At 52.1% G+C, this 21,838-nt stretch carries 22 protein-coding genes and 1 CRISPR repeat array; of the genes, 2 read left to right on the plus strand and 20 right to left on the minus strand.

The window, feature by feature from the left end:
• Positions 1-127: 127 nt before the first annotated feature.
• The 4 genes from AC0IWZ_RS16305 to mltB all read right to left on the minus strand — a co-directional run bounded on the left by AC0IWZ_RS16305 (position 128) and on the right by mltB (position 3,910).
• Complete coding sequence (locus AC0IWZ_RS16305; protein WP_471678920.1) at positions 128-1,006, minus strand: metal ABC transporter substrate-binding protein; 879 nt, start codon at positions 1,004-1,006, stop codon at positions 128-130.
• Positions 1,003-1,887 carry a metal ABC transporter permease gene (locus tag AC0IWZ_RS16310; protein ID WP_471678919.1) on the minus strand — a complete coding sequence of 295 codons (885 nt, stop codon included), beginning with the start codon at positions 1,885-1,887 and terminating at the stop codon, positions 1,003-1,005. The genes AC0IWZ_RS16305 and AC0IWZ_RS16310 overlap by 4 nt, the downstream gene beginning before the upstream one ends.
• A complete protein-coding gene (locus tag AC0IWZ_RS16315; protein ID WP_410373952.1) occupies positions 1,884-2,612 on the minus strand; it encodes a metal ABC transporter ATP-binding protein in 729 nt (242 codons plus the stop codon). Before AC0IWZ_RS16315 ends, AC0IWZ_RS16310 begins: the two co-directional genes overlap by 4 nt.
• 224 nt (positions 2,613-2,836) lie before the next feature.
• A complete protein-coding gene (mltB, locus tag AC0IWZ_RS16320; protein ID WP_034497930.1) occupies positions 2,837-3,910 on the minus strand; it encodes a lytic murein transglycosylase B in 1,074 nt (357 codons plus the stop codon).
• 250 nt (positions 3,911-4,160) lie between these two features.
• Here mltB and mutS point away from each other — a divergent pair, with 250 nt between their 5' ends.
• On the plus strand, positions 4,161-6,722 hold the full coding sequence (gene mutS / locus AC0IWZ_RS16325; RefSeq protein WP_471678918.1) for a DNA mismatch repair protein MutS: 2,562 nt from the start codon (positions 4,161-4,163) through the stop codon (positions 6,720-6,722).
• A gap of 126 nt (positions 6,723-6,848) precedes the next feature.
• On the opposite strand, the gene rpoS is transcribed toward mutS, so the two are convergent.
• The 12 genes from rpoS to cysD all read right to left on the minus strand — a co-directional run bounded on the left by rpoS (position 6,849) and on the right by cysD (position 16,796).
• Positions 6,849-7,841, minus strand: a complete 993-nt coding sequence (gene rpoS / locus AC0IWZ_RS16330) for an RNA polymerase sigma factor RpoS (RefSeq protein ID WP_471678917.1) — start codon at positions 7,839-7,841, stop codon at positions 6,849-6,851.
• A gap of 79 nt (positions 7,842-7,920) precedes the next feature.
• The gene (gene nlpD / locus AC0IWZ_RS16335; RefSeq protein ID WP_471678916.1) at positions 7,921-9,051 is read right to left on the minus strand and encodes a murein hydrolase activator NlpD; all 1,131 of its coding nucleotides are present in this window, start codon (positions 9,049-9,051) and stop codon (positions 7,921-7,923) included.
• A 132-nt stretch (positions 9,052-9,183) separates the two neighbouring features.
• Positions 9,184-9,810, minus strand: a complete 627-nt coding sequence (locus AC0IWZ_RS16340; RefSeq protein ID WP_034497944.1) for a protein-L-isoaspartate(D-aspartate) O-methyltransferase — start codon at positions 9,808-9,810, stop codon at positions 9,184-9,186.
• Entirely contained in the window at positions 9,804-10,565 is a 762-nt protein-coding gene (gene surE / locus AC0IWZ_RS16345) for a 5'/3'-nucleotidase SurE (RefSeq protein ID WP_471678915.1), read from the minus strand. Before surE ends, AC0IWZ_RS16340 begins: the two co-directional genes overlap by 7 nt.
• A gap of 113 nt (positions 10,566-10,678) precedes the next feature.
• On the minus strand, positions 10,679-11,725 hold the full coding sequence (gene truD / locus AC0IWZ_RS16350; RefSeq protein WP_471678914.1) for a tRNA pseudouridine(13) synthase TruD: 1,047 nt from the start codon (positions 11,723-11,725) through the stop codon (positions 10,679-10,681).
• Positions 11,725-12,204, minus strand: coding sequence for a 2-C-methyl-D-erythritol 2,4-cyclodiphosphate synthase (ispF, locus tag AC0IWZ_RS16355; RefSeq protein ID WP_034497950.1), 480 nt, complete (start codon positions 12,202-12,204; stop codon positions 11,725-11,727). The genes truD and ispF overlap by 1 nt, the downstream gene beginning before the upstream one ends.
• On the minus strand, positions 12,204-12,914 hold the full coding sequence (gene ispD / locus AC0IWZ_RS16360) for a 2-C-methyl-D-erythritol 4-phosphate cytidylyltransferase (RefSeq protein WP_471678913.1): 711 nt from the start codon (positions 12,912-12,914) through the stop codon (positions 12,204-12,206). The genes ispF and ispD overlap by 1 nt, the downstream gene beginning before the upstream one ends.
• A gap of 20 nt (positions 12,915-12,934) precedes the next feature.
• Positions 12,935-13,249: a cell division protein FtsB gene (gene ftsB, locus AC0IWZ_RS16365; RefSeq protein ID WP_034497953.1), complete on the minus strand. Its 315-nt coding sequence runs from the start codon at positions 13,247-13,249 to the stop codon at positions 12,935-12,937.
• 183 nt (positions 13,250-13,432) lie between these two features.
• Entirely contained in the window at positions 13,433-13,756 is a 324-nt protein-coding gene (locus AC0IWZ_RS16370; protein WP_034497955.1) for a DUF3561 family protein, read from the minus strand.
• Positions 13,757-13,807: 51 nt separating this feature from the next.
• Complete coding sequence (cysC, locus tag AC0IWZ_RS16375) at positions 13,808-14,413, minus strand: adenylyl-sulfate kinase (RefSeq protein WP_034497957.1); 606 nt, start codon at positions 14,411-14,413, stop codon at positions 13,808-13,810.
• Positions 14,413-15,840, minus strand: coding sequence for a sulfate adenylyltransferase subunit CysN (cysN, locus tag AC0IWZ_RS16380; protein ID WP_471678912.1), 1,428 nt, complete (start codon positions 15,838-15,840; stop codon positions 14,413-14,415). The genes cysC and cysN overlap by 1 nt, the downstream gene beginning before the upstream one ends.
• 11 nt (positions 15,841-15,851) lie before the next feature.
• Complete coding sequence (gene cysD / locus AC0IWZ_RS16385) at positions 15,852-16,796, minus strand: sulfate adenylyltransferase subunit CysD (RefSeq protein ID WP_281630317.1); 945 nt, start codon at positions 16,794-16,796, stop codon at positions 15,852-15,854.
• Between the two features lie 229 nt (positions 16,797-17,025).
• Between cysD and AC0IWZ_RS16390 the strand changes: the two genes are divergently transcribed.
• Positions 17,026-18,066: an aminopeptidase gene (locus AC0IWZ_RS16390; protein ID WP_410373947.1), complete on the plus strand. Its 1,041-nt coding sequence runs from the start codon at positions 17,026-17,028 to the stop codon at positions 18,064-18,066.
• A 76-nt stretch (positions 18,067-18,142) separates the two neighbouring features.
• A CRISPR array of direct repeats spans positions 18,143-19,147; the repeat unit is 29 nt; unit sequence CGGTTTATCCCCACTCGCGTGGGGAACAC.
• A gap of 93 nt (positions 19,148-19,240) precedes the next feature.
• Here the strand turns inward: AC0IWZ_RS16390 and cas2e are convergent.
• From cas2e to cas5e, 4 genes are read right to left on the minus strand one after another with little or no spacing between them, the layout of a single operon-like run.
• Positions 19,241-19,525, minus strand: a complete 285-nt coding sequence (gene cas2e / locus AC0IWZ_RS16395) for a type I-E CRISPR-associated endoribonuclease Cas2e (RefSeq protein WP_410373946.1) — start codon at positions 19,523-19,525, stop codon at positions 19,241-19,243.
• Positions 19,526-19,527: 2 nt separating this feature from the next.
• Positions 19,528-20,445 carry a type I-E CRISPR-associated endonuclease Cas1e gene (cas1e, locus tag AC0IWZ_RS16400; protein ID WP_410373945.1) on the minus strand — a complete coding sequence of 306 codons (918 nt, stop codon included), beginning with the start codon at positions 20,443-20,445 and terminating at the stop codon, positions 19,528-19,530.
• A gap of 3 nt (positions 20,446-20,448) precedes the next feature.
• Positions 20,449-21,102 carry a type I-E CRISPR-associated protein Cas6/Cse3/CasE gene (gene cas6e, locus AC0IWZ_RS16405; protein WP_471678911.1) on the minus strand — a complete coding sequence of 218 codons (654 nt, stop codon included), beginning with the start codon at positions 21,100-21,102 and terminating at the stop codon, positions 20,449-20,451.
• Positions 21,102-21,836, minus strand: coding sequence for a type I-E CRISPR-associated protein Cas5/CasD (cas5e, locus tag AC0IWZ_RS16410; RefSeq protein ID WP_471678910.1), 735 nt, complete (start codon positions 21,834-21,836; stop codon positions 21,102-21,104). Before cas5e ends, cas6e begins: the two co-directional genes overlap by 1 nt.
• Between the last annotated feature and the right edge of the window lie 2 nt (positions 21,837-21,838).

Raw genomic sequence — 21,838 nt, forward strand, 5'->3', positions numbered from 1 at the left:
GGCTCCGATTGTAGACATATCGCAGGCTTACACGATAGCACTTAACGATGCTTTCAGAGGATTACATTAGATAATACGAGGCGGTTCCAGAAAAAACAGAACGGCCAGCGATTGCTGGCCGATTAAATCACTTCATGCTGTTAGCGATGGCGTCCACATTGTGTTTAAACGCCATTTCATAGGTGCTGGCTGGGCCACCTGCGGGTGAAAGCGCTTCAGGATAAAGCTCGCCCCCCGGCTGTGCGCCACTGGCCGCAGCAATTTGTTTGACCAGTCGAGGGTCGGTCTGGTTCTCAATAAAGTAAGTTTTGATGTGCTGATTTTTAAGCTGTTTAATGAGTGTCGCAACATCGCTGGCGCTCGCTTCAGCTTCTGTTGAAAAACCCACTGGCGCCAGGAAAGTAACACCATATTGCTGGCCAAAATACCCGAATGCATCGTGACTGGTAAGCACTTTGCGGTGTGATTTTGGAATAGACTCAAAACGTGTTTTCGCCCAGCTATCCAGCAGTTTCAAGCGGGTGACATACTCGGTGCCGCTCTCGCTAATTGCTGACGCGTCTTCAGGGTCGGCAGCCATCAACGCTTTAGTAATATTTTGCGCGTAGATAGCTCCATTTTCAGCACTGTTCCAGGCGTGCGGATCGGTAATTTGCTTACCTTCCTCCTCCATTTTACGCGTGGAAACGCCTTCGGAAGCAACAATCACTTTGCCTTTATATCCTGACGCACTCACCAGGCGGTCCATCCACCCTTCCATTCCCAGCCCGCTCACAATAACCACGTCAGCTTTGCTTAACGCAACGCTATCTTGTGGTGAAGGTTCAAAGCTATGGGGATCACCATCTGGCCCCACCAGACTTTTCACCGTCACATGCTCACCGCCTACCTGTTTTGCCATATCAGCCAGCACCGTAAAACTGGCAACCACATTGAGGTTTTTAGCGAGTGCCGCCTGGCTGGAGCAAGCCAGCACCAATGCCATCATCATCCCAAAACGTTTCATTTAATCCCCTTGCTTGTTGTTATCCAGCCTCTACAAAGGCTCCGAGCCAGCCCGCTACGCGAACCAAAAAGTATTGAGATAAAGAAGCCTACGCTTGCCGTTAATACGATGGCCGGGCCTGCGGGGAGTGCTGCGGCAAAAGACCACGCCAGCCCAAACCAGGCGGATAACAGGCCGCAAATCACGGCAATCAGCATCGCGCCTGGTAACGTTTTCGCCCAGCAACGCGCAGAAACAGCGGGCAGCATCATCAATCCGACAGACATCAGCGTGCCGAGAATTTGAAATCCCGCGACCAGATTAAGCACCAGCAACGCCAGAAAAACACCGTGTATAAGATGGGGAGCAAAGCGGTTATTGACCTGCAAAAAGCTGCGATCAAAGGTTTCCATCACCAACCCTCGATACAACCCGGCCAGAATAAGCAACGTCACGCTCGCAATCACGCCAACAAAGAGAGTGGCCTGGCTATCCACCGCCAGAATGGAACCGAACAATAGATGCAGCAAATCGACACTGGAACCCCGTAACGATATCAGCGTCACGCCCAGTGCCAGCGAGCCGAGATAGAACCCGGCAAAACTGGCATCTTCTTTTAGATTGGTTCGTGAACTCACCAGGCCTGAGATTAACGCCACCAGTACGCCTGCCACAAAACCACCAATACCCATGGCGATCAATGACATACCTGCCAATAAATACCCTACGGCAACACCGGGTAAAATCGCGTGCGACAGCGCATCGCCCACCAGGCTCATGCGTCGCAGTAAAAGGAAAATCCCTAACGGAGCGGTACTAATAGATAACGCCAGGCACGCCACCAGCGCCCGGCGCATAAAGCCGTAGTCGATAAATGGTTCAATTAAAAAGTGATAAATCATGCGGATAACGCCAAAGATGTGCCTGTTTGCGAGTAACGAGGCAATACTTGAGCAGCATCCCCCCAATGGAAATTTTCTTGCTCAAGCAGTAATACTTGCGGGAAATGTCTGCTGACGCGTTCGTTGTCGTGCAGTACCGCCATGACCGTTTGCCCTGCCTGCTGCATCTGGCAGATTAACGTCATCAAAAAATCACTGGTCTGGGAATCAACGCCGGTAAAGGGTTCATCCAGCAATACCAGAGGTGCGTTTTGCACCAACAGCCGCGCGAATAACATTCTTTGAAACTGACCACCGGACAGCATTTCGATAGGTTTTTTGCTGTAAGCGCCTAAACCAACACGCTCAATAGCATCGGTTACTTGCTGGCGATTTTTGCGATTCAACGCAGAAAACAGGCCACGCGCAGGCCATGCCCCCATGCAAACCACATCGTAAACGGTGGTAGGGAACTGCCGTTCCATCTCGGCGAGCTGCGGCAACCACGCAATGCGGGGGGCGCATCCATCCGTAAATAATAATTGCCCGGAGACCGGTGGCTGTAGCTTCAGCAGCGTTTTGAGTAAGGTCGATTTCCCAGTGCCGTTCGCACCGATGATGGCCGTCATGCTGCCTTGCGTAATATGGCCGGTTAATGGCGCAGTTACGGCCTTTCCCTGGTAGCCCAGCACTAATTGATTTAGCGAGATCATGGCAGTGCAATCGCCCATAAAATTGCCAGCCATAGCCCAGCCAGCAAAATTAAGACGGCACAAAATCGTACCGGCGCAGCCATGGTAAAGAGTGTCCGTGAAGGAAGCATTGCGGGATAAACCATTCAATCTTGATTTGTTATAACATAACATAAATTAAATTGAATGCGATGTAAATTCCTGATCGTCGATCAGGAAAAACCTTCACGATATAAACGAGGGGAAAACCCCCGCCTCAGAATAAGGCGGGGAAAAGCTTACTGAACGCGAGCCAGCGCAACCGCCTGACCTAGCTGCCAGACCGCCATCGCATAATGCGTGCTGTGGTTGTAGCGCGTGATGGTGTAGAAGTTCGGCATGCCGTACCAGTATTGATATCTGTCCCCCATATCCAGGCGCAACAAACTGGCTTCCTGATGATTCCCCAGGGAACTTTGTGGGGTAAGTCCGGACTGCTGCAACGCAGAAACCGAATATTTGGTTTTGAAACCGTTCGCCAGTCCAGGGACCTGGCCGTTGGCCGGAACCGCGACTAAATCGCCCTTCACCCAACCGTGACCTTTAAAGTAATTCGCGACGCTGCCGATGGCGTCTTCCGGATCCCATAAATTCACATGGCCGTCGCCGTTGAAATCAACCGCGTATTCTTTAAAGGAGGATGGCATAAACTGACCGTAGCCCATCGCCCCGGCAAACGAACCTTTCAATGCCAGCGGATCATCGCCTTCATTACGCGCCATCAACAGGAAGGTTTCCAGTTCGCCCGAGAAGTATTGCGCACGACGCGGATAAGCAAATGACAACGTCGCCAGTGCATCAATGATGCGCGTTTTACCCATCACGCGGCCCCAGCGGGTTTCCACACCGATAATCCCGACAATAATTTCCGGTGGCACGCCGTAAACCTGGAAAGCACGTTTCAGCGCGTCATCATATTGATTCCAGAACGCGACGCCATTTTGCACGTTATCTGGCGTAATGAACTTAGCGCGATAACGTAACCATGCGCCATTTGGACCCGGAGGTGGCGCGGTGGTTGGCGCTTGTTGATCCATCAAACGCAGCACGTAATCTAATCTTTTCGCCTGAGAAAGCACTTCATGCAATTGCTGGCGGTCAAAGCCGTGCTCGCTCACCATTTTATTGATGAATTTCTCGGCCTCAGGATTATTGGCAAAATCCCCCGTCTGCATAAAGACATCATGCTGCGGCTGCAACAGGAAACCACCCGAAGGCGTGCCGGCTTGCTGCTGCGGAGTTTCAGTTTTCGGTTTGCTGCTACATGCGGCCAGCAAAACAATAAGCGGAAGTAACGCGACGGAGTAACGCATGTGTTGAGATATCCATATGACTAACGACGAATGTGTATTCCTTATGGTAAATCAAAATCACAGCGGGAGTAACAGACTCTGCGAGCCGACGCGAAGATTTCCTGCTGTTTGGCGATATGTCAGCGAGTGGTTCTATGGTGTAATAGCGAAGCTTTTCACGGTGAATCAGCTTCATGCGATAATGTGACCACTAACAATAATAAAAAATCGCAATTAACTTTTAATTCAATGGATTAAAAAGAAAAACATTATGAGTACAACGGAAAATTTCGACGCCCATACCCCCATGATGCAGCAGTATCTGCGCCTCAAAGCAGAACATCGCGACATCTTGTTGTTCTATCGCATGGGTGACTTTTACGAGTTGTTTTATGACGATGCAAAACGTGCGTCGCAGCTGCTCGATATTTCCCTGACTAAACGCGGCGCATCCGCCGGGGAACCGATTCCTATGGCTGGCGTGCCACATCACGCCATCGAAAACTATTTAGCTAAGCTTGTGAATCTGGGTGAATCTGCCGCAATTTGCGAACAAATTGGCGATCCGGCTACCAGCAAAGGGCCTGTCGAGCGCAAAGTCGTGCGCATCGTTACGCCAGGCACCATCAGTGATGAAGCCCTGCTGCAAGAGCGCCAGGACAACCTGCTGGCCGCCATCTGGCAAGACGGCAAAGGCTTTGGATATGCCACGCTCGATATCAGCTCCGGGCGTTTTCGCCTGTCCGAGCCGGAAGATATCGAAACTATGGCGGCGGAGCTTCAGCGCACAAATCCTGCTGAACTGCTGTACGCAGAGGATTTTGCCGAAACTCGTTTGATTGAAGGCCGCCGTGGTTTACGTCGCCGCCCGCTGTGGGAATTTGAAATCTCCACCGCGCGCCAGCAGATGAATATGCAATTCGGCACACGTGATCTCACCGGTTTTGGCGTCGAAAATGCCCATCACGCGTTATGTGCTGCTGGTTGCCTGTTGCAATACGTTAAAGACACACAGCGTACTTCACTGCCGCACATCCGTTCAGTCACCATGGATCGCCAGCAAGACAGCATTATTATGGACGCCGCAACGCGCCGTAATCTGGAGATTACCCAGAACCTGTCTGGCGGCTTTGAAAACACGCTCGCGTCAGTGCTGGATTGCACCGTCACGCCGATGGGCAGCCGTATGCTCAAACGCTGGCTGCATATGCCGATTCGTAATGTTGATATTCTGCAAAAACGCCAGCAGACCATCGCCGCTCTGCAGGATCGTAGCGCTGAAGTTCAGCCGGTATTGCGTCAGGTCGGCGATCTCGAACGTATTCTGGCGCGCCTGGCGTTACGCACCGCGCGCCCACGTGATTTAGCGCGTATGCGCCACGCATTCCAACAGTTGCCAGAACTGCGTGAGTTACTGGCCGATGTCCCGACTGATTATGTGCAAACGCTGCGTGAGAACATGGGCGAATTCACCGAACTGCGTGAATTGCTCGAGCGCGCGGTGGTGGAGTCGCCGCCCGTGCTGGTGCGCGATGGCGGCGTGATTGCGCCGGGTTATCACGAAGAGTTAGACGAGTGGCGTGCGCTGGCTGATGGCGCGACAGATTATCTTGATAAACTAGAAATCCGCGAGCGTGAAAAACTCGGTCTGGATACGTTGAAGGTCGGTTTCAACGGCGTGCACGGCTATTACATTCAGATTAGCCGCAGCCAGAGTCACCACGCCCCGATTCACTACGTGCGCCGCCAGACGCTGAAAAATGCCGAACGCTATATCATTCCTGAACTGAAAGAGTACGAAGACAAAGTTCTGACTTCCAAAGGGAAAGCATTAGCGCTCGAAAAACAACTTTACGATCAGCTGTTCGACGCGTTGTTGCCTCATCTTGAAGCGTTGCAACAAAGTGCGACCGCTCTCGCGGAACTGGATGTTCTGGTGAACCTTGCTGAACGTGCGTACAGCCTGAATTACACTTGTCCGCAATTAAGTGATAAGCCAGGTATTAAAGTCATCGGGGGTCGCCATCCGGTAGTTGAACAAGTGCTGAGCGAACCATTTATCGCTAACCCGCTAAGCCTTGCTCCGCAACGCCGTATGCTGATTATTACTGGCCCGAACATGGGCGGTAAAAGTACCTATATGCGCCAGTCCGCGCTGATTGTATTGCTTGCCTATATCGGCAGTTTTGTTCCCGCACAACAGGCAGAAATTGGCCCAATTGACCGTATCTTCACCCGTGTCGGTGCCGCAGATGACCTGGCATCCGGGCGCTCAACCTTTATGGTGGAGATGACCGAAACCGCCAATATTCTGCATAACGCCACCGAACACAGCCTGGTGCTGATGGATGAAATTGGCCGTGGAACATCCACTTATGATGGTTTGTCGCTCGCCTGGGCGTGTGCCGAAAGCCTGGCAAATCGCATCAAAGCCATGACGCTGTTCGCCACGCACTATTTTGAGCTGACAACGCTGCCTGAAAAAATGGAAGGTGTAGCGAACGTTCATCTTGATGCGATTGAACATGGCGATACCATTGCGTTTATGCACAGCGTGCAAGACGGTGCAGCAAGCAAAAGTTATGGCCTGGCCGTTGCCGCGCTGGCGGGCGTGCCAAAAGAAGTGATTAAACGCGCGCGTCAAAAACTGCGCGAACTGGAAACGCTTTCTAACAACACCGCAGCCACGCAAGTAGATGGTACACAGATGTCGCTGTTGTCAGTGGCGGAAGAAACCTCGCCTGCGGTGGAGGCGCTGGAAGCATTAGATCCGGACTCGCTGTCACCGCGTCAGGCACTGGAGTGGATTTATCGCCTGAAGAGTCTGGTGTAGTTTTCGGCATCGGGTCGCCCTCATCCCGACCTTATCCCCCAGGAGAAGAAGAAAACCACGAACATAAAAAAGCGGTGACCTGAGTCACCGCTTTTTTATTTGAACAGTCGATTATTCGCGGAACATTTACTCGCGGAACAATGCTTCGATATTCAGACCTTGCGTCTGCAAAATTTCACGCAGACGACGCAGACCTTCAACCTGAATCTGACGAACACGTTCACGAGTCAGGCCGATTTCACGACCCACATCCTCCAGTGTTGCAGCTTCATAGCCTAGCAGTCCAAAACGACGAGCCAGCACTTCACGCTGTTTGGCGTTCAGTTCAAATAACCACTTAACGATACTTTGTTTCATATCGTCGTCTTGCGTGGTGTCTTCCGGGCCGTTGTCTTTTTCGTCAGCCAGAATATCCAGCAGCGCTTTTTCAGAATCGCCACCCAACGGGGTGTCTACTGAAGTAATGCGCTCGTTGAGACGCAGCATACGGCTAACATCATCAACCGGTTTATCCAGTTGCTCGGCAATCTCTTCTGCACTCGGCTCATGGTCAAGCTTGTGAGAGAGTTCGCGAGCGGTACGCAGATAAACGTTCAGCTCTTTCACGATATGAATCGGCAAGCGAATCGTACGGGTTTGGTTCATGATTGCCCGTTCGATGGTCTGACGAATCCACCATGTTGCATACGTTGAAAAACGGAACCCACGTTCTGGGTCAAATTTCTCAACGGCACGAATCAGCCCCAGATTACCCTCTTCAATCAAGTCCAGCAGAGCCAGACCGCGATTGCTATAACGACGGGCAATCTTAACCACCAGACGCAAGTTACTTTCAATCATGCGACGGCGGGAAGCGATATCACCACGCAGAGCGCGGCGGGCAAAATACACCTCTTCTTCGGCTGTCAATAATGGGGAATAACCAATCTCCCCAAGATAAAGCTGAGTCGCGTCAAGCACACGCTGAGTGGCCCCCTGTGACAACAACTCCTCTTCGGCTATGTCGTTATCACTGGGTTCCTCTTCTACGAGGGCTTTTTCGTCAAAGACCTCAACTCCATTCTCATCATATTCCGCGTCTTCATTTAACTCGTTAACTTTCAGCGTATTCTGATTCATAAGGTGGCTCCTACCCGTGATCCCTGGGCAAAATACTTATGTGCATAAATACAGCTCTGCAGTTAAGTACTTCGCCGGCTTATCGCTGCGGCAAGTAACGCAGCGGGTTGACGGATTTCCCCTTGTAACGAATTTCAAAATGTAAACGTGTTGAACTGGTTCCGGTGCTACCCATGGTAGCTATCTTCTGCCCCGCCGTGATTTCTTGTTGTTCCCGGACCAGCATTGTATCGTTATGGGCGTAGGCACTCAGGTAATCATCGTTATGTTTAATGATGATTAGGTTACCGTAACCACGCAGCGCGTTACCGGCATAAACCACACGCCCGGAGGCGGTAGCAACAACAGCCTGGCCTTTGCTGCCTGCGATATCGATCCCTTTATTGCCACCTTCGGTAGCAGAGAAGTTCTCAATAACCTTGCCTTCAGTTGGCCAACGCCAGGTCGAAATTGGCGCGCTATCGGACGTGCTGCTGGCAGTTGGTACAGTAGTCGTAGAGCTAACCACAGGTGCCGTAACCGGTGCTGTGACAGTTGTCGCAGTCCCTTTATTATTCGGCAACATTTTGTTATCACTCTGTTCACCTGAATCCTCAGAATACGTAATTACAGGTTTAGAAGCAACCACCGTGGTGCTATTTTGCACAGGCGTAGGCGCAACGCCTTGTGCGCTGGCATCTGCGGTAGTCACGGCATTACCACCGGTGATTGGCGTACCCGAAGCATTACCGATTTGTAGCGTTTGACCCACGTTCAGGCCATACGGTGCCGGTATACTGTTGCGCTGGGCTAAATCACGGAAATCGTTCCCGGTAATCCACGCGATATAGAAAAGTGTGTCGCCGCGTTTAACGGTATAAGTGCTGCCGCCGGTATAGCTACCTTTAGGGATATCGCCATATTTGCGGTTATAAACGATGTGGCCGTTTTGAGTTTGCACTGGCGTTGAAACCACCGGCTGCGTTTGCATCGGCTGGATCGTCGGTTGCTGCTGCACCGGTTGAATTTGTGGAGTCTGGCTTTGGGTGGACATTTTCGGTGGCTGGGTTACCAGCATGCCACCGGAAGAACTGCTGCTGGCATTGCTGTTGCCGCCTACAGAACTGATAGGCGCCTGGCTGTCATTGCTGGTACATCCAGCTAGCCACAGGCTCACCAGCGATAACGCTGCAATACGGCGTAAAGTAAAAGTTGGGCTTCCCGCGCTCATTAATCCCCCAAAAACAATCATATGCTTATGTATGAAAATACGGCAGAACCGGCGCTTACGGCCAGTTATCAAAATCTCGCTGCGCGTAACGTTACGCCAAAAACCTTAGAAAAAAAGCAAGATATTTCCGGGTTATGCCAGTTCACCCTTCACTAAGGGTACAAAACGAACAGCTTCTACCGTATCAATGACAAATTCCCCACCAAGTCGGCGAACGCGCTTCAGATACTGTCTTTCTTCGCCAACCGGGAGAACTAAAACACCACCTTCGTCCAGCTGAGACAATAGCTCGGCGGGAATCTCTGGCGGTGCAGCCGTAACAATAATAGCGTCAAATGGGCTTCGCGCATGCCAGCCCTGCCAGCCATCACCATGACGGGTCGAGATATTGTGCAGATCGAGCTGCTTTAAACGTCGCCTTGCGTGCCATTGCAGGCCTTTGATGCGCTCAACTGAACAAACATGATGCACCAGATGCGCCAAAATAGCCGTTTGATACCCGGAGCCGGTGCCGATTTCCAGCACACGCGACTCAGGAGTTAACTCCAGCAACTCGGTCATTCTGGCAACCATGTAGGGTTGTGAGATGGTTTGGCCTGAGCCAATCGGTAATGCCGTATTCTCCCAGGCTTTGTGTTCAAACGCTTCATCGACAAATTTTTCTCGCGGCACCGACGCAATCGCATTCAGAACTTTTTCGTCCGTTATGCCTTGATTACGCAGCTGTGTGAGAAGGGCTTGTACGCGTTTGCTTACCATTGCTCATCCACTCCTGATTTGTTCAACCAGTGGCTGACGACCTCGCGAGCGCTATGGGCAGTCAGGTCAACATGCAATGGCGTTACCGAAACATAGCCTTCATCAACGGCGGCAAAATCGGTATCCGGGCCTGCATCGAATTTATCGCCCGGAGGCCCAATCCAATACAGCGTATTTCCACGAGGATCTTCTTGCGGAATGACTTTATCTGAAGGGTGACGGCTGCCACAGCGAGTCACCCGGATGCCCTTGATTTGATCAAGCGGCAAGTCCGGCACATTAATATTTAAAATGCGCCCGGTACGCAGCGGCTCACGCATTAGCGCACGCAAAATTGTGCATGTCACGGCAGCGGCCGTTTCATAGTGCTCATGGCCATTAAGCGAAACAGCCAGCGCCGGAATGCCCAAATGTCGTCCTTCCATCGCCGCCGCAACGGTACCGGAATAGATAACGTCATCGCCCAGGTTTGGCCCCGCGTTGATACCGGAAACCACCACTTCAGGGGCGGGACGCATCAAAGCATTTACGCCGAGATAGACACAGTCTGTCGGCGTGCCCATTTGCACTGAAATATCGCCGTTTGCCAGCGTGAAAGTTCGTAATGAAGATTCGAGCGTCAGTGAGTTTGAAGCCCCACTGCGATTACGGTCAGGGGCAACAACCTGCACTTGAGCAAATTCCTTTAGTCGGGCAGCCAGAACTTGAATGCCCGGCGCGTTGACCCCGTCATCGTTACTCAAAAGTATTCTCATATTGAATTTACAAAGCTTCTTATTGTTTTATCCCAGATAGCTGATTTTAGTGCAGCCGTCATGAAATTGTTGCTGTTTTTGTAACATTCACAACCAAGAACTGTCCAGGATTACTATTCGGCAATATCAGCATAACCGCCCGGTGCGTTCATTAGTTCACGCACTACGCTTGTCGCGAAACTCCCGGCTGGCAGCCAGAATTTCAGCTCAACGGTAATATCATCCCACCAGGCCCAGCTTAACTCTTTCGGCATGACCAACATGGCGCGACGCGCCGCTTCTACACGCTCACGTACTAACAGTGACTGTAAATCCGTTTCCTGCGCCACACACTCTTGCTCAAACGCAAGTGCGGCGTTTTGTGAACCCCAGGCTCCGTCACCTGGTAAAGGCGCGGTAATCAGCAATTCACCCGCATCAACACGGTTTTGCAGCTCGGGCATCTCTTCAGGCGTTGCGACAAACCAGCTCCCACGCCCAGCGAGCTGCAAAGCGTCGCCATCGATAACCTGGTTAAAGTCCGGTTTTTTCAGCCTTTCGCTGACAATCTGGTTAAACATGGCGCTGCGAGCTGCTGACAGATAAAAACTGCGTTTATTGCGATCGCGGATTGGCGCATTGCTTTGCGCCCAACGCAGGGCCTGATGCAGGTTATTACCTGCAATACCAAAACGCTGGCTGCCGAAGTAGTTCGGCACGCCCTGGTGCAGAATTTTATTCAGGCGCTGTTCAAGCTCTGCGCGGTCACTCACGTCGCGCAGCACCAGCGTGAAGTTGTTACCTTTCAAAGCACCAAGGCGCAGTTTACGGCGATGGCGGGCAAATTCCAGCACCTTGCAGCCTTCAAGCTCAAACCCGCTCATAACCGGCATTTCTTTACCCGGCAGACGTACGCAGAACCACTGCTCGGTTACTGCATGCTTGTCTTTCTGCCCGGCAAAGCTCACTTCACGGGCTGGAACCTTCAGATATTTCGCCAGCGCATCAGCAACAAAGCGTGTGTTGCAGCCATTTTTCAGGATGCGTAACAGTAGTTGCTCGCCGTCGCCATCCGGCCCAAAACCCAGGTCTTCGATAACCACGAAGTCCTCTGGACTGGCTTTGATTAACCCGGTGCCTTGTGGCTTGCCGTGCAGCCAGGTCAGATTCTGCATATCCATTATTTACGCGCCTTATGCAGCAGAGCGACCGCTTCACACGCAATTCCTTCGCCACGGCCGGTAAAGCCGAGCTTCTCGGTGGTGGTGGCTTTCACGTTAACATCATCCATATGACAGCCGAGATCTTCGGCAATAAACACGCGCATCTGCGGGATGTGTGGTGCCATTTTTGGCGCCTGCGCAATAATAGTCACATCGACGTTACCCAGGGTGAAACCTTTAGCCTGAATGCGACGCCACGCTTCACGCAGCAACTCGCGGCTATCAGCGCCTTTAAACGCCGGGTCAGTATCCGGGAATAATTTACCGATATCCCCTAAAGCCGCCGCCCCCAACAAAGCATCTGTTAATGCGTGCAGCGCGACATCACCATCAGAGTGAGCGAGCAGCCCCTTTTCGAACGGTACACGTACGCCACCAATGATAATCGGGCCTTCTCCACCAAAGGCGTGTACATCAAAACCATGTCCAATACGCATTATTCAGTCTCCGTTTGGGTTAACCGCGTGAGGTAAAACTCCGCCAACGCCAGGTCTTCAGGACGAGTCACTTTTATATTATCGGCGCGGGCGCTAATTAATTCGGGATGGAAGCCACAATACTCAAGCGCTGAGGCTTCATCTGTAATCGAGGCGTGTTCATCGAGTGCGCGCTGCAAGCAGGTTCGCAGCAATTCCAGCGGGAACAGTTGTGGCGTTAAAGCATGCCAGAGGTCTTCGCGATCGACGGTGTGGGCTATCAGGTTTTTTCCCGGCTCGCCACGTTTCATGGTGTCGCGCACGGGTGCAGCCAGAATGCCGCCAATTTTGCTGGTTTCAGTTATCGCTAATAAACGCGCTAAATCACCCTGATGCAAGCATGGGCGCGCTGCATCATGTACCAGTACCCATTGAGCGCCTTGCACCACATTTAGCCCGGCAAGCACGGAATCAGCACGTTGCGCTCCACCCTCAATGACCGTCACATCTGGGTGTGAAGCAAGAGGCAAAGAGGCAAACCAGTTGTCGGTTGGGCTAATGGCGATAATGACATGAGCCACGCGTGGATGGGCCATCAGGCTTGCCACCGCATGTTCAAGAATAGTTTTATTGCCGATTTTTAGATATTGCTTAGGACATTCCGTTTGCATGCGGCTGCCGATACCTGCTGCCGGCACCACGGCAATTACGTCCGGGGAGGAGTCTGCCATGTAGATTCACTTACGCTTGATTATCGATTGTTCTGCCCGGCAGTGTTGCCTAAGCGCTTAGAGCTATCGGGTACCAGGCGGTAGAAAGTTTCACCCGGTTTGGTCATGCTGAGTTCGTTACGCGCACGCTCTTCAATGGCTTCCTGGCCGCCATTAAGATCGTCAATTTCAGCGAACAGCTGATCGTTACGCGCCTTAAGCTTGGCGTTCGTCGCCTGCTGAGCGGTAACATCGTCGTTCACACGCGTGTAATCATGTACGCCGTTTTTTCCAAACCACAGCGAATACTGCAACCAGACCAACAAAGCCAGTAACAGCAACGTTAGTTTACCCATCCTGCCCCCTGAAAAACGGCACAATCATCGCACAAAATTTTATCGAGCTTCGCTCTGGGCCCAAAATGGCCCCTCGTATTTGCGGCAGAATTTATCACAGATAGCGGCAACATGCGCGTTTGGAGGCGAGTTAGCGAACTTGCGGTCATAAATAGTCTGTTACGGTTTGGTAAATATTTACGGCTAACCCATCAGCCACAAGAATAGAATGCCGAACATGAGTGCCACGGCCAGCACCGTGGCCGCGCAGCTATATACCACGCGTCCGCGCAGCAAAGAGTGCAAGGCAATCCCTACTACCACCGCAACAGGGAGGAGCGCAAGGAAGAATGGCCAGGTATAGAGGAAGAAAAACAGGGTGTTAGGGCCGTAAACCAGGAACGGAATGCCCAGCGCCAATAGCCACGACAAAAAACCGATAAACGCCCCGGCCAATGACCAGGTCGTCTCTTCGGTGCCAGGGCTTGCTTCAGCCGATGTAATAGCGATATTGGTACTATTGCGCATAACGAATCCATAAACCCTGCAAGCCAGGTACGAAACAATCCTGGCAATCTCTTAGGTTTTGATAATAACGTCACGCCGCAACAGGTCTAATAATTGCGCAATCAAATTTGTTACTAATTGTTCGCCGCCTAAGTGTATTTCCGGGTTCTCTGGAGCCTCGTAAACCGAGTCAATTCCAGTGAAATTACGTAACTCACCGGCACGGGCTTTTTTGTACAAACCTTTCGGATCACGCGCTTCGCAGATAGAAAGTGGTGTATCAACAAACACTTCAATAAACCGCCCTTCCCCGACAAGCTCGCGCACCATCTGGCGTTCTGCTCGATGAGGAGAAATAAATGCGGTCAGCACCACCAGCCCCGCATCGGCCATCAGCCTGGCAACTTCACCGACGCGGCGGATGTTTTCTTTACGATCTGCATCACTAAAGCCCAGATCGCTGCACAAACCGTGGCGCACATTATCGCCATCCAGCAAATAAGTGCTGACGCCAAGTTTGTGTAACGCCTCTTCCAGCGCGCCTGCAATGGTCGATTTACCCGAGCCGGAAAGCCCGGTAAACCACAGCACCGCGCCCCGGTGCTGATGAAGTTTTTCACGCTGCTCAACCGTTACTGGATGCGCATGCCAGACGACGTTTTCGTCGTGCTCAGCCATTATTTGCCTCCCAGCAAATCACGTGCGCCCCAGTGTGGGAAGTGTCTGCGCACCAGCGCATTCAGTTCCAGCTCAAACGCGCTAAACGCAGAAGGTTCCTGATACACCTGTTCTTGCGGCTCACGCACCATTCCGGCACCCACCGTCACGTTGGTCAGGCGGTCGATGAAAATCAGCCCGCCAGTCACCGGGTTTTCCTGGTATTTATCCAGCACCAACGGTTCGTCAAAGGTCAAATCCACCAGACCGATACCGTTGAGCGGCAGGGTTTCCACCACGCGCTGGGTCAGGCTGTTAATTTCAACCTGATAATGAATGTTATCAACGCGAGCGCGGGTTTTCTTCCCGGCCACTTTGATATCATAGCTTTGGCCCGGCACCAGCGGTTGCTCCGCCATCCACACCACATCGACTTTCGCTGTCTGTACCGCAGGCTGTGCGTCGGCAGCATCCACCAGCAAATCCCCACGGCTGATGTCGATTTCATCTTTCAGCACCAGCGTAATCGCTTCGCCCGCAGCGGCTTGTTGCAAATCTCCATCAAAAGTGACGATTCGCGCAATGGTTGACTCAACGCCCGATGGCAGAACTTTTACCCGCTGGCCGACGTTAACAATGCCTGAAGCCAGCGTCCCGGCATAACCACGGAAATCGAGATTCGGGCGGTTCACGTACTGAACCGGGAAACGCATCGGCTGTTGCTCAACGGTGCGTTTCACCTCTACCGTTTCCAGAAGCTCCAATAAAGTCGGGCCGGTGTACCACGGCATGCTGGCACTTTGGGTCGCCACGTTGTCGCCTTCGAGAGCCGAAAGCGGCACAAAACGAATATCCAGATCCGCCGGAAGCTGCTCAGCAAAAGTCAGGTAATCCTGTTTGATCTGCTCAAATCTTTCTTCGCTGTAATCCACCAGATCCATTTTGTTAACCGCGACCACCAGATGTTTGATCCCCAGCAGCGTGGAGATAAAACTGTGGCGACGCGTTTGATCCAGCACGCTTTTACGCGCATCGATCAACAGGATCGCCAACTCACAGGTAGACGCACCGGTCGCCATATTACGGGTGTACTGCTCATGCCCCGGCGTGTCGGCAATAATAAACTTACGTTTTTCCGTCGAGAAATAACGGTATGCCACGTCGATAGTAATGCCTTGCTCGCGCTCGGCTTGCAGACCATCCACCAGCAAGGCCAGATCCAGTTTTTCACCCTGCGTACCGTGACGTTTGCTGTCGGTATGCAGGGAAGAAAGTTGATCTTCATAGATCTGGCGAGTGTCATGCAGCAGGCGGCCAATCAGCGTACTTTTGCCGTCATCGACGCTGCCGCAGGTCAGGAAACGCAGCAGGCTTTTATGTTGCTGCGCGTGCAGATAGGCTTCAACGCCGCCTTCATCCGCAATTTGTTGTGCAATAGTGGTGTTCATCTGGCGGCTCCTTAGAAATAACCCTGGCGTTTTTTAAGCTCCATGGAGCCTGCCTGGTCGCGGTCAATTGCCCGCCCTTGACGTTCACTGGTGGTCGAAACCAGCATCTCTTCGATGATTTCCGGCAGCGTCTGCGCTTCGGACTCAACGGCACCGGTCAGCGGCCAGCAGCCCAGGGTACGGAAGCGCACCATTTTCTGCTCAATCACTTCGCCAGGTTGTAAATCGATGCGGTCGTCATCCACCATCAACAGCATGCCATCACGCTCCAGCACAGGGCGTGGTGCGGCCAGATACAACGGCACGATTTCGATATTTTCCAGGAAGATGTACTGCCAGATATCCAGCTCGGTCCAGTTAGAAAGTGGGAACACGCGAATGCTCTCGCCTTTGTTAATCTGGCCGTTGTAGTTGTGCCACAGCTCCGGGCGCTGGTTTTTAGGATCCCAGCGGTGGAAGCGGTCACGGAAAGAATAGATACGTTCTTTCGCACGTGATTTTTCTTCATCACGCCGCGCGCCACCAAAAGCGGCATCAAACCCGTACTTACTCAGTGCCTGTTTCAGCCCTTCGGTTTTCATGATGTCGGTATGTTTAGCGCTACCGTGCACGAACGGGTTAATTCCCATCGCCACGCCTTCCGGGTTTTTATGCACCAGCAGCTCAAAACCATAGTTCTTCGCGGTGCGGTCACGGAAATCGTACATCTCGCGGAATTTCCAGCCGGTATCAACATGCAGCAGTGGGAAAGGAAGCGTGCCTGGGTAGAAGGCTTTACGGGCCAAATGCAACATCACCGAGGAGTCTTTGCCAATGGAATACATCATCACCGGATTAGCAAATTCGGCTGCGACCTCACGGATGATATGGATGCTTTCCGCCTCCAGTTGCCGTAAGTGAGTAAGTCGTTTCTGGTCCATAACCTTCCCTTTGCCGAGGTTTAGTACGGAGGACATGCCCCCGTTTAAAAATTCATTAGGGGACTATACGGCTGAGGTTTATTTGTTATGAAATTACGAATTGGAATGAGTAGTTCCACAAAGGAATAACGCCGTGGAAATGCAAATCACAAAATGTGCTTTACCCACGAGATAATGCGGCTTTCAGAGCAATTGAAATTGTGTAACGTCCATCACAGTTTCATACTACGCGGGCAAAAATTTTTCTCTTTGAAAGGGACCCACTATGTTTTCCGCATTGCGCCACTCGCTGACCAGCCTGGCGCTAAGCATTTGCTGTACTTTGCCAGCATTAGCAGGTCACTCGCCAATTGGCGAAATGGCCAGTCAACAAACCCGCCACATTGCGACGGTATTCCCAGGGCGCATGACGGGCAGTCCTTCGGAAATGTTAGCGGCGGATTACCTCAAGCAACAATTTAGCCAGCTTGGCTACCAAAGCGATATTCGCCGCTTTAATACCCGCTATCTTTACACCACCAAAGACGGTCATCAGAGTTGGCATAACGTGAGCGCCAGTTCGGTCATTGCTGCCCGCGAGGGCGTTGATCCACAGCAAATTATCATCATGGCGCATCTCGATACCTATTCTCCGCTCAGTGATAACGATGTGAATAACAATCTTGGCGGCTTAACACTGCAAGGTGTGGATGACAACGCGTCTGGTTTGGGCGTGATGCTCGAACTTGCTGCGCGCATGAAAGAGATCCCAACACGTTATGGCATTCGTTTTATCGCCACCAGCGGTGAAGAAATTGGCACGCTGGGCGCGGAAGATATACTCAAACGCATGTCGGCCCGTGAGAAGAAAAACACGCTGCTGGTGATCAATCTCGATAACTTAATTGTCGGCGACAAACTCTACTTCAATAGCGGGAAAGCAACACCGACTGCGGTCAGTAAATTAACGCGCGATCGGGCGTTAAAACTGGCACATAAGTTTGGCGTTCAGGCCACGACGAATCCGGGGCTGAATGCTGCCTATCCCAAAGGCACCGGCTGTTGCAGCGATACCAACGTCTTTGACGAGGCTGGAATTCCGGTGCTTTATGTTGAAGCAACGAACTGGTCGCTGGGCAAAAAAGATGGTTATCAGCAACGCGCGAAGAGCAAAGCCTTCCCGGAGGGAACCAGTTGGCATAACGCTCTGATTGATAACCAACAGTATCTGGATAAATGGCTCCCGCATCGTATCGAAAAACGCAGTCATGATGTGGTACGCGTGATGTTGCCGCTGGTAAAAGAGCTGGCGAAAGCGAAGCAATAACTCGTTGTTGGATTTAGGCCGCAAACGTCTGGGTAAGGGAACCAGGGTTTGGTCCACCAGCAACATGGAAGGGTAGCGATTTATCCCCACTCGCGTGGGGAACACCATATGGACGCACGGTCAGATAAACCGACACACGGTTTATCCCCACTCGCGTGGGGAACACATCAACATCGCGACCGCGAATGAGATCCAGCTCGGTTTATCCCCACTCGCGTGGGGAACACTCAGCGTGATAACGACCTGTAGTTCGTCGAGACGGTTTATCCCCACTCGCGTGGGGAACACATCCGCGAAGCTCTGAGCCATAAGGCCCTTTCCGGTTTATCCCCACTCGCGTGGGGAACACTGAAATCTTCTCCCAATTTTCGAAGCCCTGCTCGGTTTATCCCCACTCGCGTGGGGAACACTAATTTCAAACCAACATCGAGCGAAGGCATCGCGGTTTATCCCCACTCGCGTGGGGAACACCGGTCAATGAGGAAAACCATGCTGGTGGCCACCGGTTTATCCCCACTCGCGTGGGGAACACTCCCGGTGAACTGTATTCAGCGGTTACGGAGCCGGTTTATCCCCACTCGCGTGGGGAACACTCGCTGATGAAATAGTCGCTGTCGCCGCTAAACGGTTTATCCCCACTCGCGTGGGGAACACCATGCGCCCGAATTGAGAAGGCGGTGGCAGAACGGTTTATCCCCACTCGCGTGGGGAACACAAAAGCATTATCGCCGCGGGTTTGACCGTCCTCGGTTTATCCCCACTCGCGTGGGGAACACAGGAGCAAAACCCGGTGCGCCTGGGGAGAATGCGGTTTATCCCCACTCGCGTGGGGAACACTATGCTTTGTGGTGGCACCAGAATCTGTCACTCGGTTTATCCCCACTCGCGTGGGGAACACATCAATCGGTGCAATTAGCTGCATGGGCGCACCGGTTTATCCCCACTCGCGTGGGGAACACACCATCGAAAGTAAATGTTGGCATGTTAATTCCGGTTTATCCCCACTCGCGTGGGGAACACGGTACAAGATAAGAAGGATCGCTATCAATCTGCGGTTTATCCCCACTCGCGTGGGGAACACTCTAAAAGTATATCGCTGATCTAAAAAGGTTTTTTCAACCTAAAAAAATACACCGATTTTTACCTGTTTTTAAAGAACTACAACTCATTGATTTTAAATAGCCGAAAATGAAACCAGTCTTAGCCCATCGAGATCCACCGGCATTCGCCTGTTACTCCCCCAAGTCTGGAACTCAAAGCCTGATTCGTTATTTGTAGCCCAAGCCATAACCACATTTCCCTCCTGAGCCAGAACCGAAATTTGGTGCCAAATCATTTCCCGCACCTTTCGGGACGTGTCACCCACATAAACTCCAGCGCGTACTTCCAGCAGCCATATGGCTAAACGACCTCTGAGATTTGGAGGCACATTTTCTGTCACGACCACCAGCATGCTCATATTTACCCTCCCCGATGCCCCGCATCCCCTAATGCCACAGGCTCAGGAATGGCTGGGGGTTGCGCATCATCAAACGGCTGCGGCATCGCGATTTCTCCCGCTGCCAACACTTCCTCAATCAGTGGGATCAACCGTGCCAGCGTTTTCTGCGTGCGGAATATGTCTCTGCACGCCAGCCGAACGTCTTTATCTGGCGATGGTGAGTTTTTTGCCGCTATCTCAAAAGCCACCGGCACAACACCATCAAATTTCACTATATCGGCAATGTCATAAACAAATGAAAGGGGCTTTCCGGAATGCACAAAACCGATAGCTGGCGCATAACCTGCGGCGAGTACGGCAGCTTCGGTGATGCCATACAAACAGGAGGTTGCAGCGCTAATGCATTGATTTACCGTATCGCCTTTCTCCCAGTCTTTAGGGTCGTAGCGACGGCCATTCCATTTCACGCCGTAACGTTTTGCCAGCAAGGAATAAGTCTGACGTACTCGGGAACCTTCAATACCCCGGAGTTGCTCGACTGAACGACGACTCGGCGCAGGCTCGCCAAAGCGAAGCTCAAACATTTTACGCACGACTTTCAGGCGTAGTTCTTCATCCAGCGCCAGCTTCGCCTGATATAACAATCGATCGGAACGAGCACCGCCAGGCTGGCCGCTGGCATATAAACGCACACCCGCTTCGCCAACCCATACCAACAATGTTCCAGTCGTTGCCGCAAGCCGCACCGCAGCATGAGAGATGCGTGTTCCGGGCTCGAGCATAATGCAGGCGATTGATCCCACAGGAATATGGGTGCGAATTCCTGTCTTATCGATCAGGACAAAAGCCCCGTCTAAAACATCGATCTGCCCGTACTGGAGAAAGATCATCGAGGTGCGATCTTTTATCGGGATCGGCGAAAGAGGCAGATAGCTCATGGGTTATCCTCGCCGAATCAGCAGTAAACCACATCCCATTGCCTTGCTTTTACCCAGACCTTTTTTAAGCGTTTGCATAAAGAGCTGAGAATTTGTCACCTCCAGGCTGCCGGCGAAATCTACTGTGGTAAACGTTATTGGGTGTTCACCGGTCTTGCGAGCAAAGCGCTGGCGCTGCTGGCCTGAGATTTGTACATCCTGCGCTTCAACGGTAAAGCCACCTCTTTCCCCCTGCGCTTTTAACCACGCGAATGCAGCTTTCTCTTGTCTGTCAGGGAATTCACTCGGGTCAGTACCCTGCAATTTAGCTTGGTATTTTGCATCCATTAATACGTCGCTTCGCTTACCGTTACGTGTCACGACCGGATTGGCCCGTAAAGAAAACGCCAGCGTCATTCCCTGCGCAAGTTGCGGTGTGAAGGGCTTACTACTAATGGAAAACAGCGAGCGCTCGGCAATTGGAACTTCCTCTGAAAGAAGATAAAAACTGTCCCCTTGCGCTGTGGGTTCGTGGCGGAATAAAAACTGTCTTTCATTTTGCTCGGTGAAAAGCTGCCATAGCCACTGATGGCTGGCATAAGGCTGAGCAACCTTCCATTTTTGCCACATGGCGGGCGTCAATTTAGTGAGATCGAGCGTGACCCGGGAAAGAAACATTAGCACTCCTCCGTGAGATAACCCGTGTGTTGGGTGCGCGTCTTAAATTGCCAACGGCTTCGGTTAATCGGTTGGTCACAACGCAGCTGTGTGGCAAATTCAGATACCCCCTCGTGCTCACCCTCCCATATACAAAAGAGCTGCGGCGCTCTGATTGCTGCCAGTTCTTCACACAGGAAATGGTAGCTTGAGTCGGCATAAGCTTTATGGAATACCTCCGCCAGCGTTCCTTCAAAAATTAGCGGATTGAGCGGCAGAGCCGGTGGGCAAGATTTCCGTCCCAGATAAAGCGGAAATATTGGGGCGCTTAGTGCCCCTGCAATCTCATCTAGCGAAAAGGGAGCCTCTGGCGTTTGCCGCACAGCTATGTGGTAAAGCGCATCACAGCGATATTCCCGTGAAGTTAGCATTGTGCCAGGCTCATCCGTTGAGAGGATCAGTTCATCCCGCCGCGTGTAATAACGGCGTTTTCGATTCTCTTTAGGCACCTGGACGGTATGGTAATCACGCAGCCATTGCTCGCGCGGAGAAAGCGGCCTGATAGCAAAAGCGTAGTGCTGGTTAAAAACACCGAGCCGCTGCTCATCTTCGCGCCTGATACCTAGCGCCGCCGCCAGTAATCCCAGCAAAGCCGAACGACAGGGAATAGACGAGGTGTGGCGAACTTCCCCCACGGCGGCCTCTCCCCAGGAAACGAGCGGGGCGTAAAGTTGAAAGATCAGATATTGGGACATCA

This window comes from Buttiauxella sp. AC142 (genome assembly GCF_979253435.1).

Bases quoted from the DNA above. Each gene is read 5' to 3' on its own strand.
- AC0IWZ_RS16305 (WP_471678920.1), bottom strand. From the start codon at position 1,006: ATGAAACGTTTTGGGATGATGATGGCATTGGTGCTGGCTTGCTCCAGC.
- AC0IWZ_RS16310 (WP_471678919.1), bottom strand. From the start codon at position 1,887: ATGATTTATCACTTTTTAATTGAACCATTTATCGACTACGGCTTTATG.
- AC0IWZ_RS16315 (WP_410373952.1), bottom strand. From the start codon at position 2,612: ATGGCTGGCAATTTTATGGGCGATTGCACTGCCATGATCTCGCTAAAT.
- mltB (WP_034497930.1), bottom strand. From the start codon at position 3,910: ATGCGTTACTCCGTCGCGTTACTTCCGCTTATTGTTTTGCTGGCCGCA.
- mutS (WP_471678918.1), top strand. From the start codon at position 4,161: ATGAGTACAACGGAAAATTTCGACGCCCATACCCCCATGATGCAGCAG.
- rpoS (WP_471678917.1), bottom strand. From the start codon at position 7,841: ATGAATCAGAATACGCTGAAAGTTAACGAGTTAAATGAAGACGCGGAA.
- nlpD (WP_471678916.1), bottom strand. From the start codon at position 9,051: ATGAGCGCGGGAAGCCCAACTTTTACTTTACGCCGTATTGCAGCGTTA.
- AC0IWZ_RS16340 (WP_034497944.1), bottom strand. From the start codon at position 9,810: ATGGTAAGCAAACGCGTACAAGCCCTTCTCACACAGCTGCGTAATCAA.
- surE (WP_471678915.1), bottom strand. From the start codon at position 10,565: ATGAGAATACTTTTGAGTAACGATGACGGGGTCAACGCGCCGGGCATT.
- truD (WP_471678914.1), bottom strand. From the start codon at position 11,725: ATGGATATGCAGAATCTGACCTGGCTGCACGGCAAGCCACAAGGCACC.
- ispF (WP_034497950.1), bottom strand. From the start codon at position 12,204: ATGCGTATTGGACATGGTTTTGATGTACACGCCTTTGGTGGAGAAGGC.
- ispD (WP_471678913.1), bottom strand. From the start codon at position 12,914: ATGGCAGACTCCTCCCCGGACGTAATTGCCGTGGTGCCGGCAGCAGGT.
- ftsB (WP_034497953.1), bottom strand. From the start codon at position 13,249: ATGGGTAAACTAACGTTGCTGTTACTGGCTTTGTTGGTCTGGTTGCAG.
- AC0IWZ_RS16370 (WP_034497955.1), bottom strand. From the start codon at position 13,756: ATGCGCAATAGTACCAATATCGCTATTACATCGGCTGAAGCAAGCCCT.
- cysC (WP_034497957.1), bottom strand. From the start codon at position 14,413: ATGGCTGAGCACGACGAAAACGTCGTCTGGCATGCGCATCCAGTAACG.
- cysN (WP_471678912.1), bottom strand. From the start codon at position 15,840: ATGAACACCACTATTGCACAACAAATTGCGGATGAAGGCGGCGTTGAA.
- cysD (WP_281630317.1), bottom strand. From the start codon at position 16,796: ATGTCCTCCGTACTAAACCTCGGCAAAGGGAAGGTTATGGACCAGAAA.
- AC0IWZ_RS16390 (WP_410373947.1), top strand. From the start codon at position 17,026: ATGTTTTCCGCATTGCGCCACTCGCTGACCAGCCTGGCGCTAAGCATT.
- cas2e (WP_410373946.1), bottom strand. From the start codon at position 19,525: ATGAGCATGCTGGTGGTCGTGACAGAAAATGTGCCTCCAAATCTCAGA.
- cas1e (WP_410373945.1), bottom strand. From the start codon at position 20,445: ATGAGCTATCTGCCTCTTTCGCCGATCCCGATAAAAGATCGCACCTCG.
- cas6e (WP_471678911.1), bottom strand. From the start codon at position 21,102: ATGTTTCTTTCCCGGGTCACGCTCGATCTCACTAAATTGACGCCCGCC.
- cas5e (WP_471678910.1), bottom strand. From the start codon at position 21,836: ATGTCCCAATATCTGATCTTTCAACTTTACGCCCCGCTCGTTTCCTGG.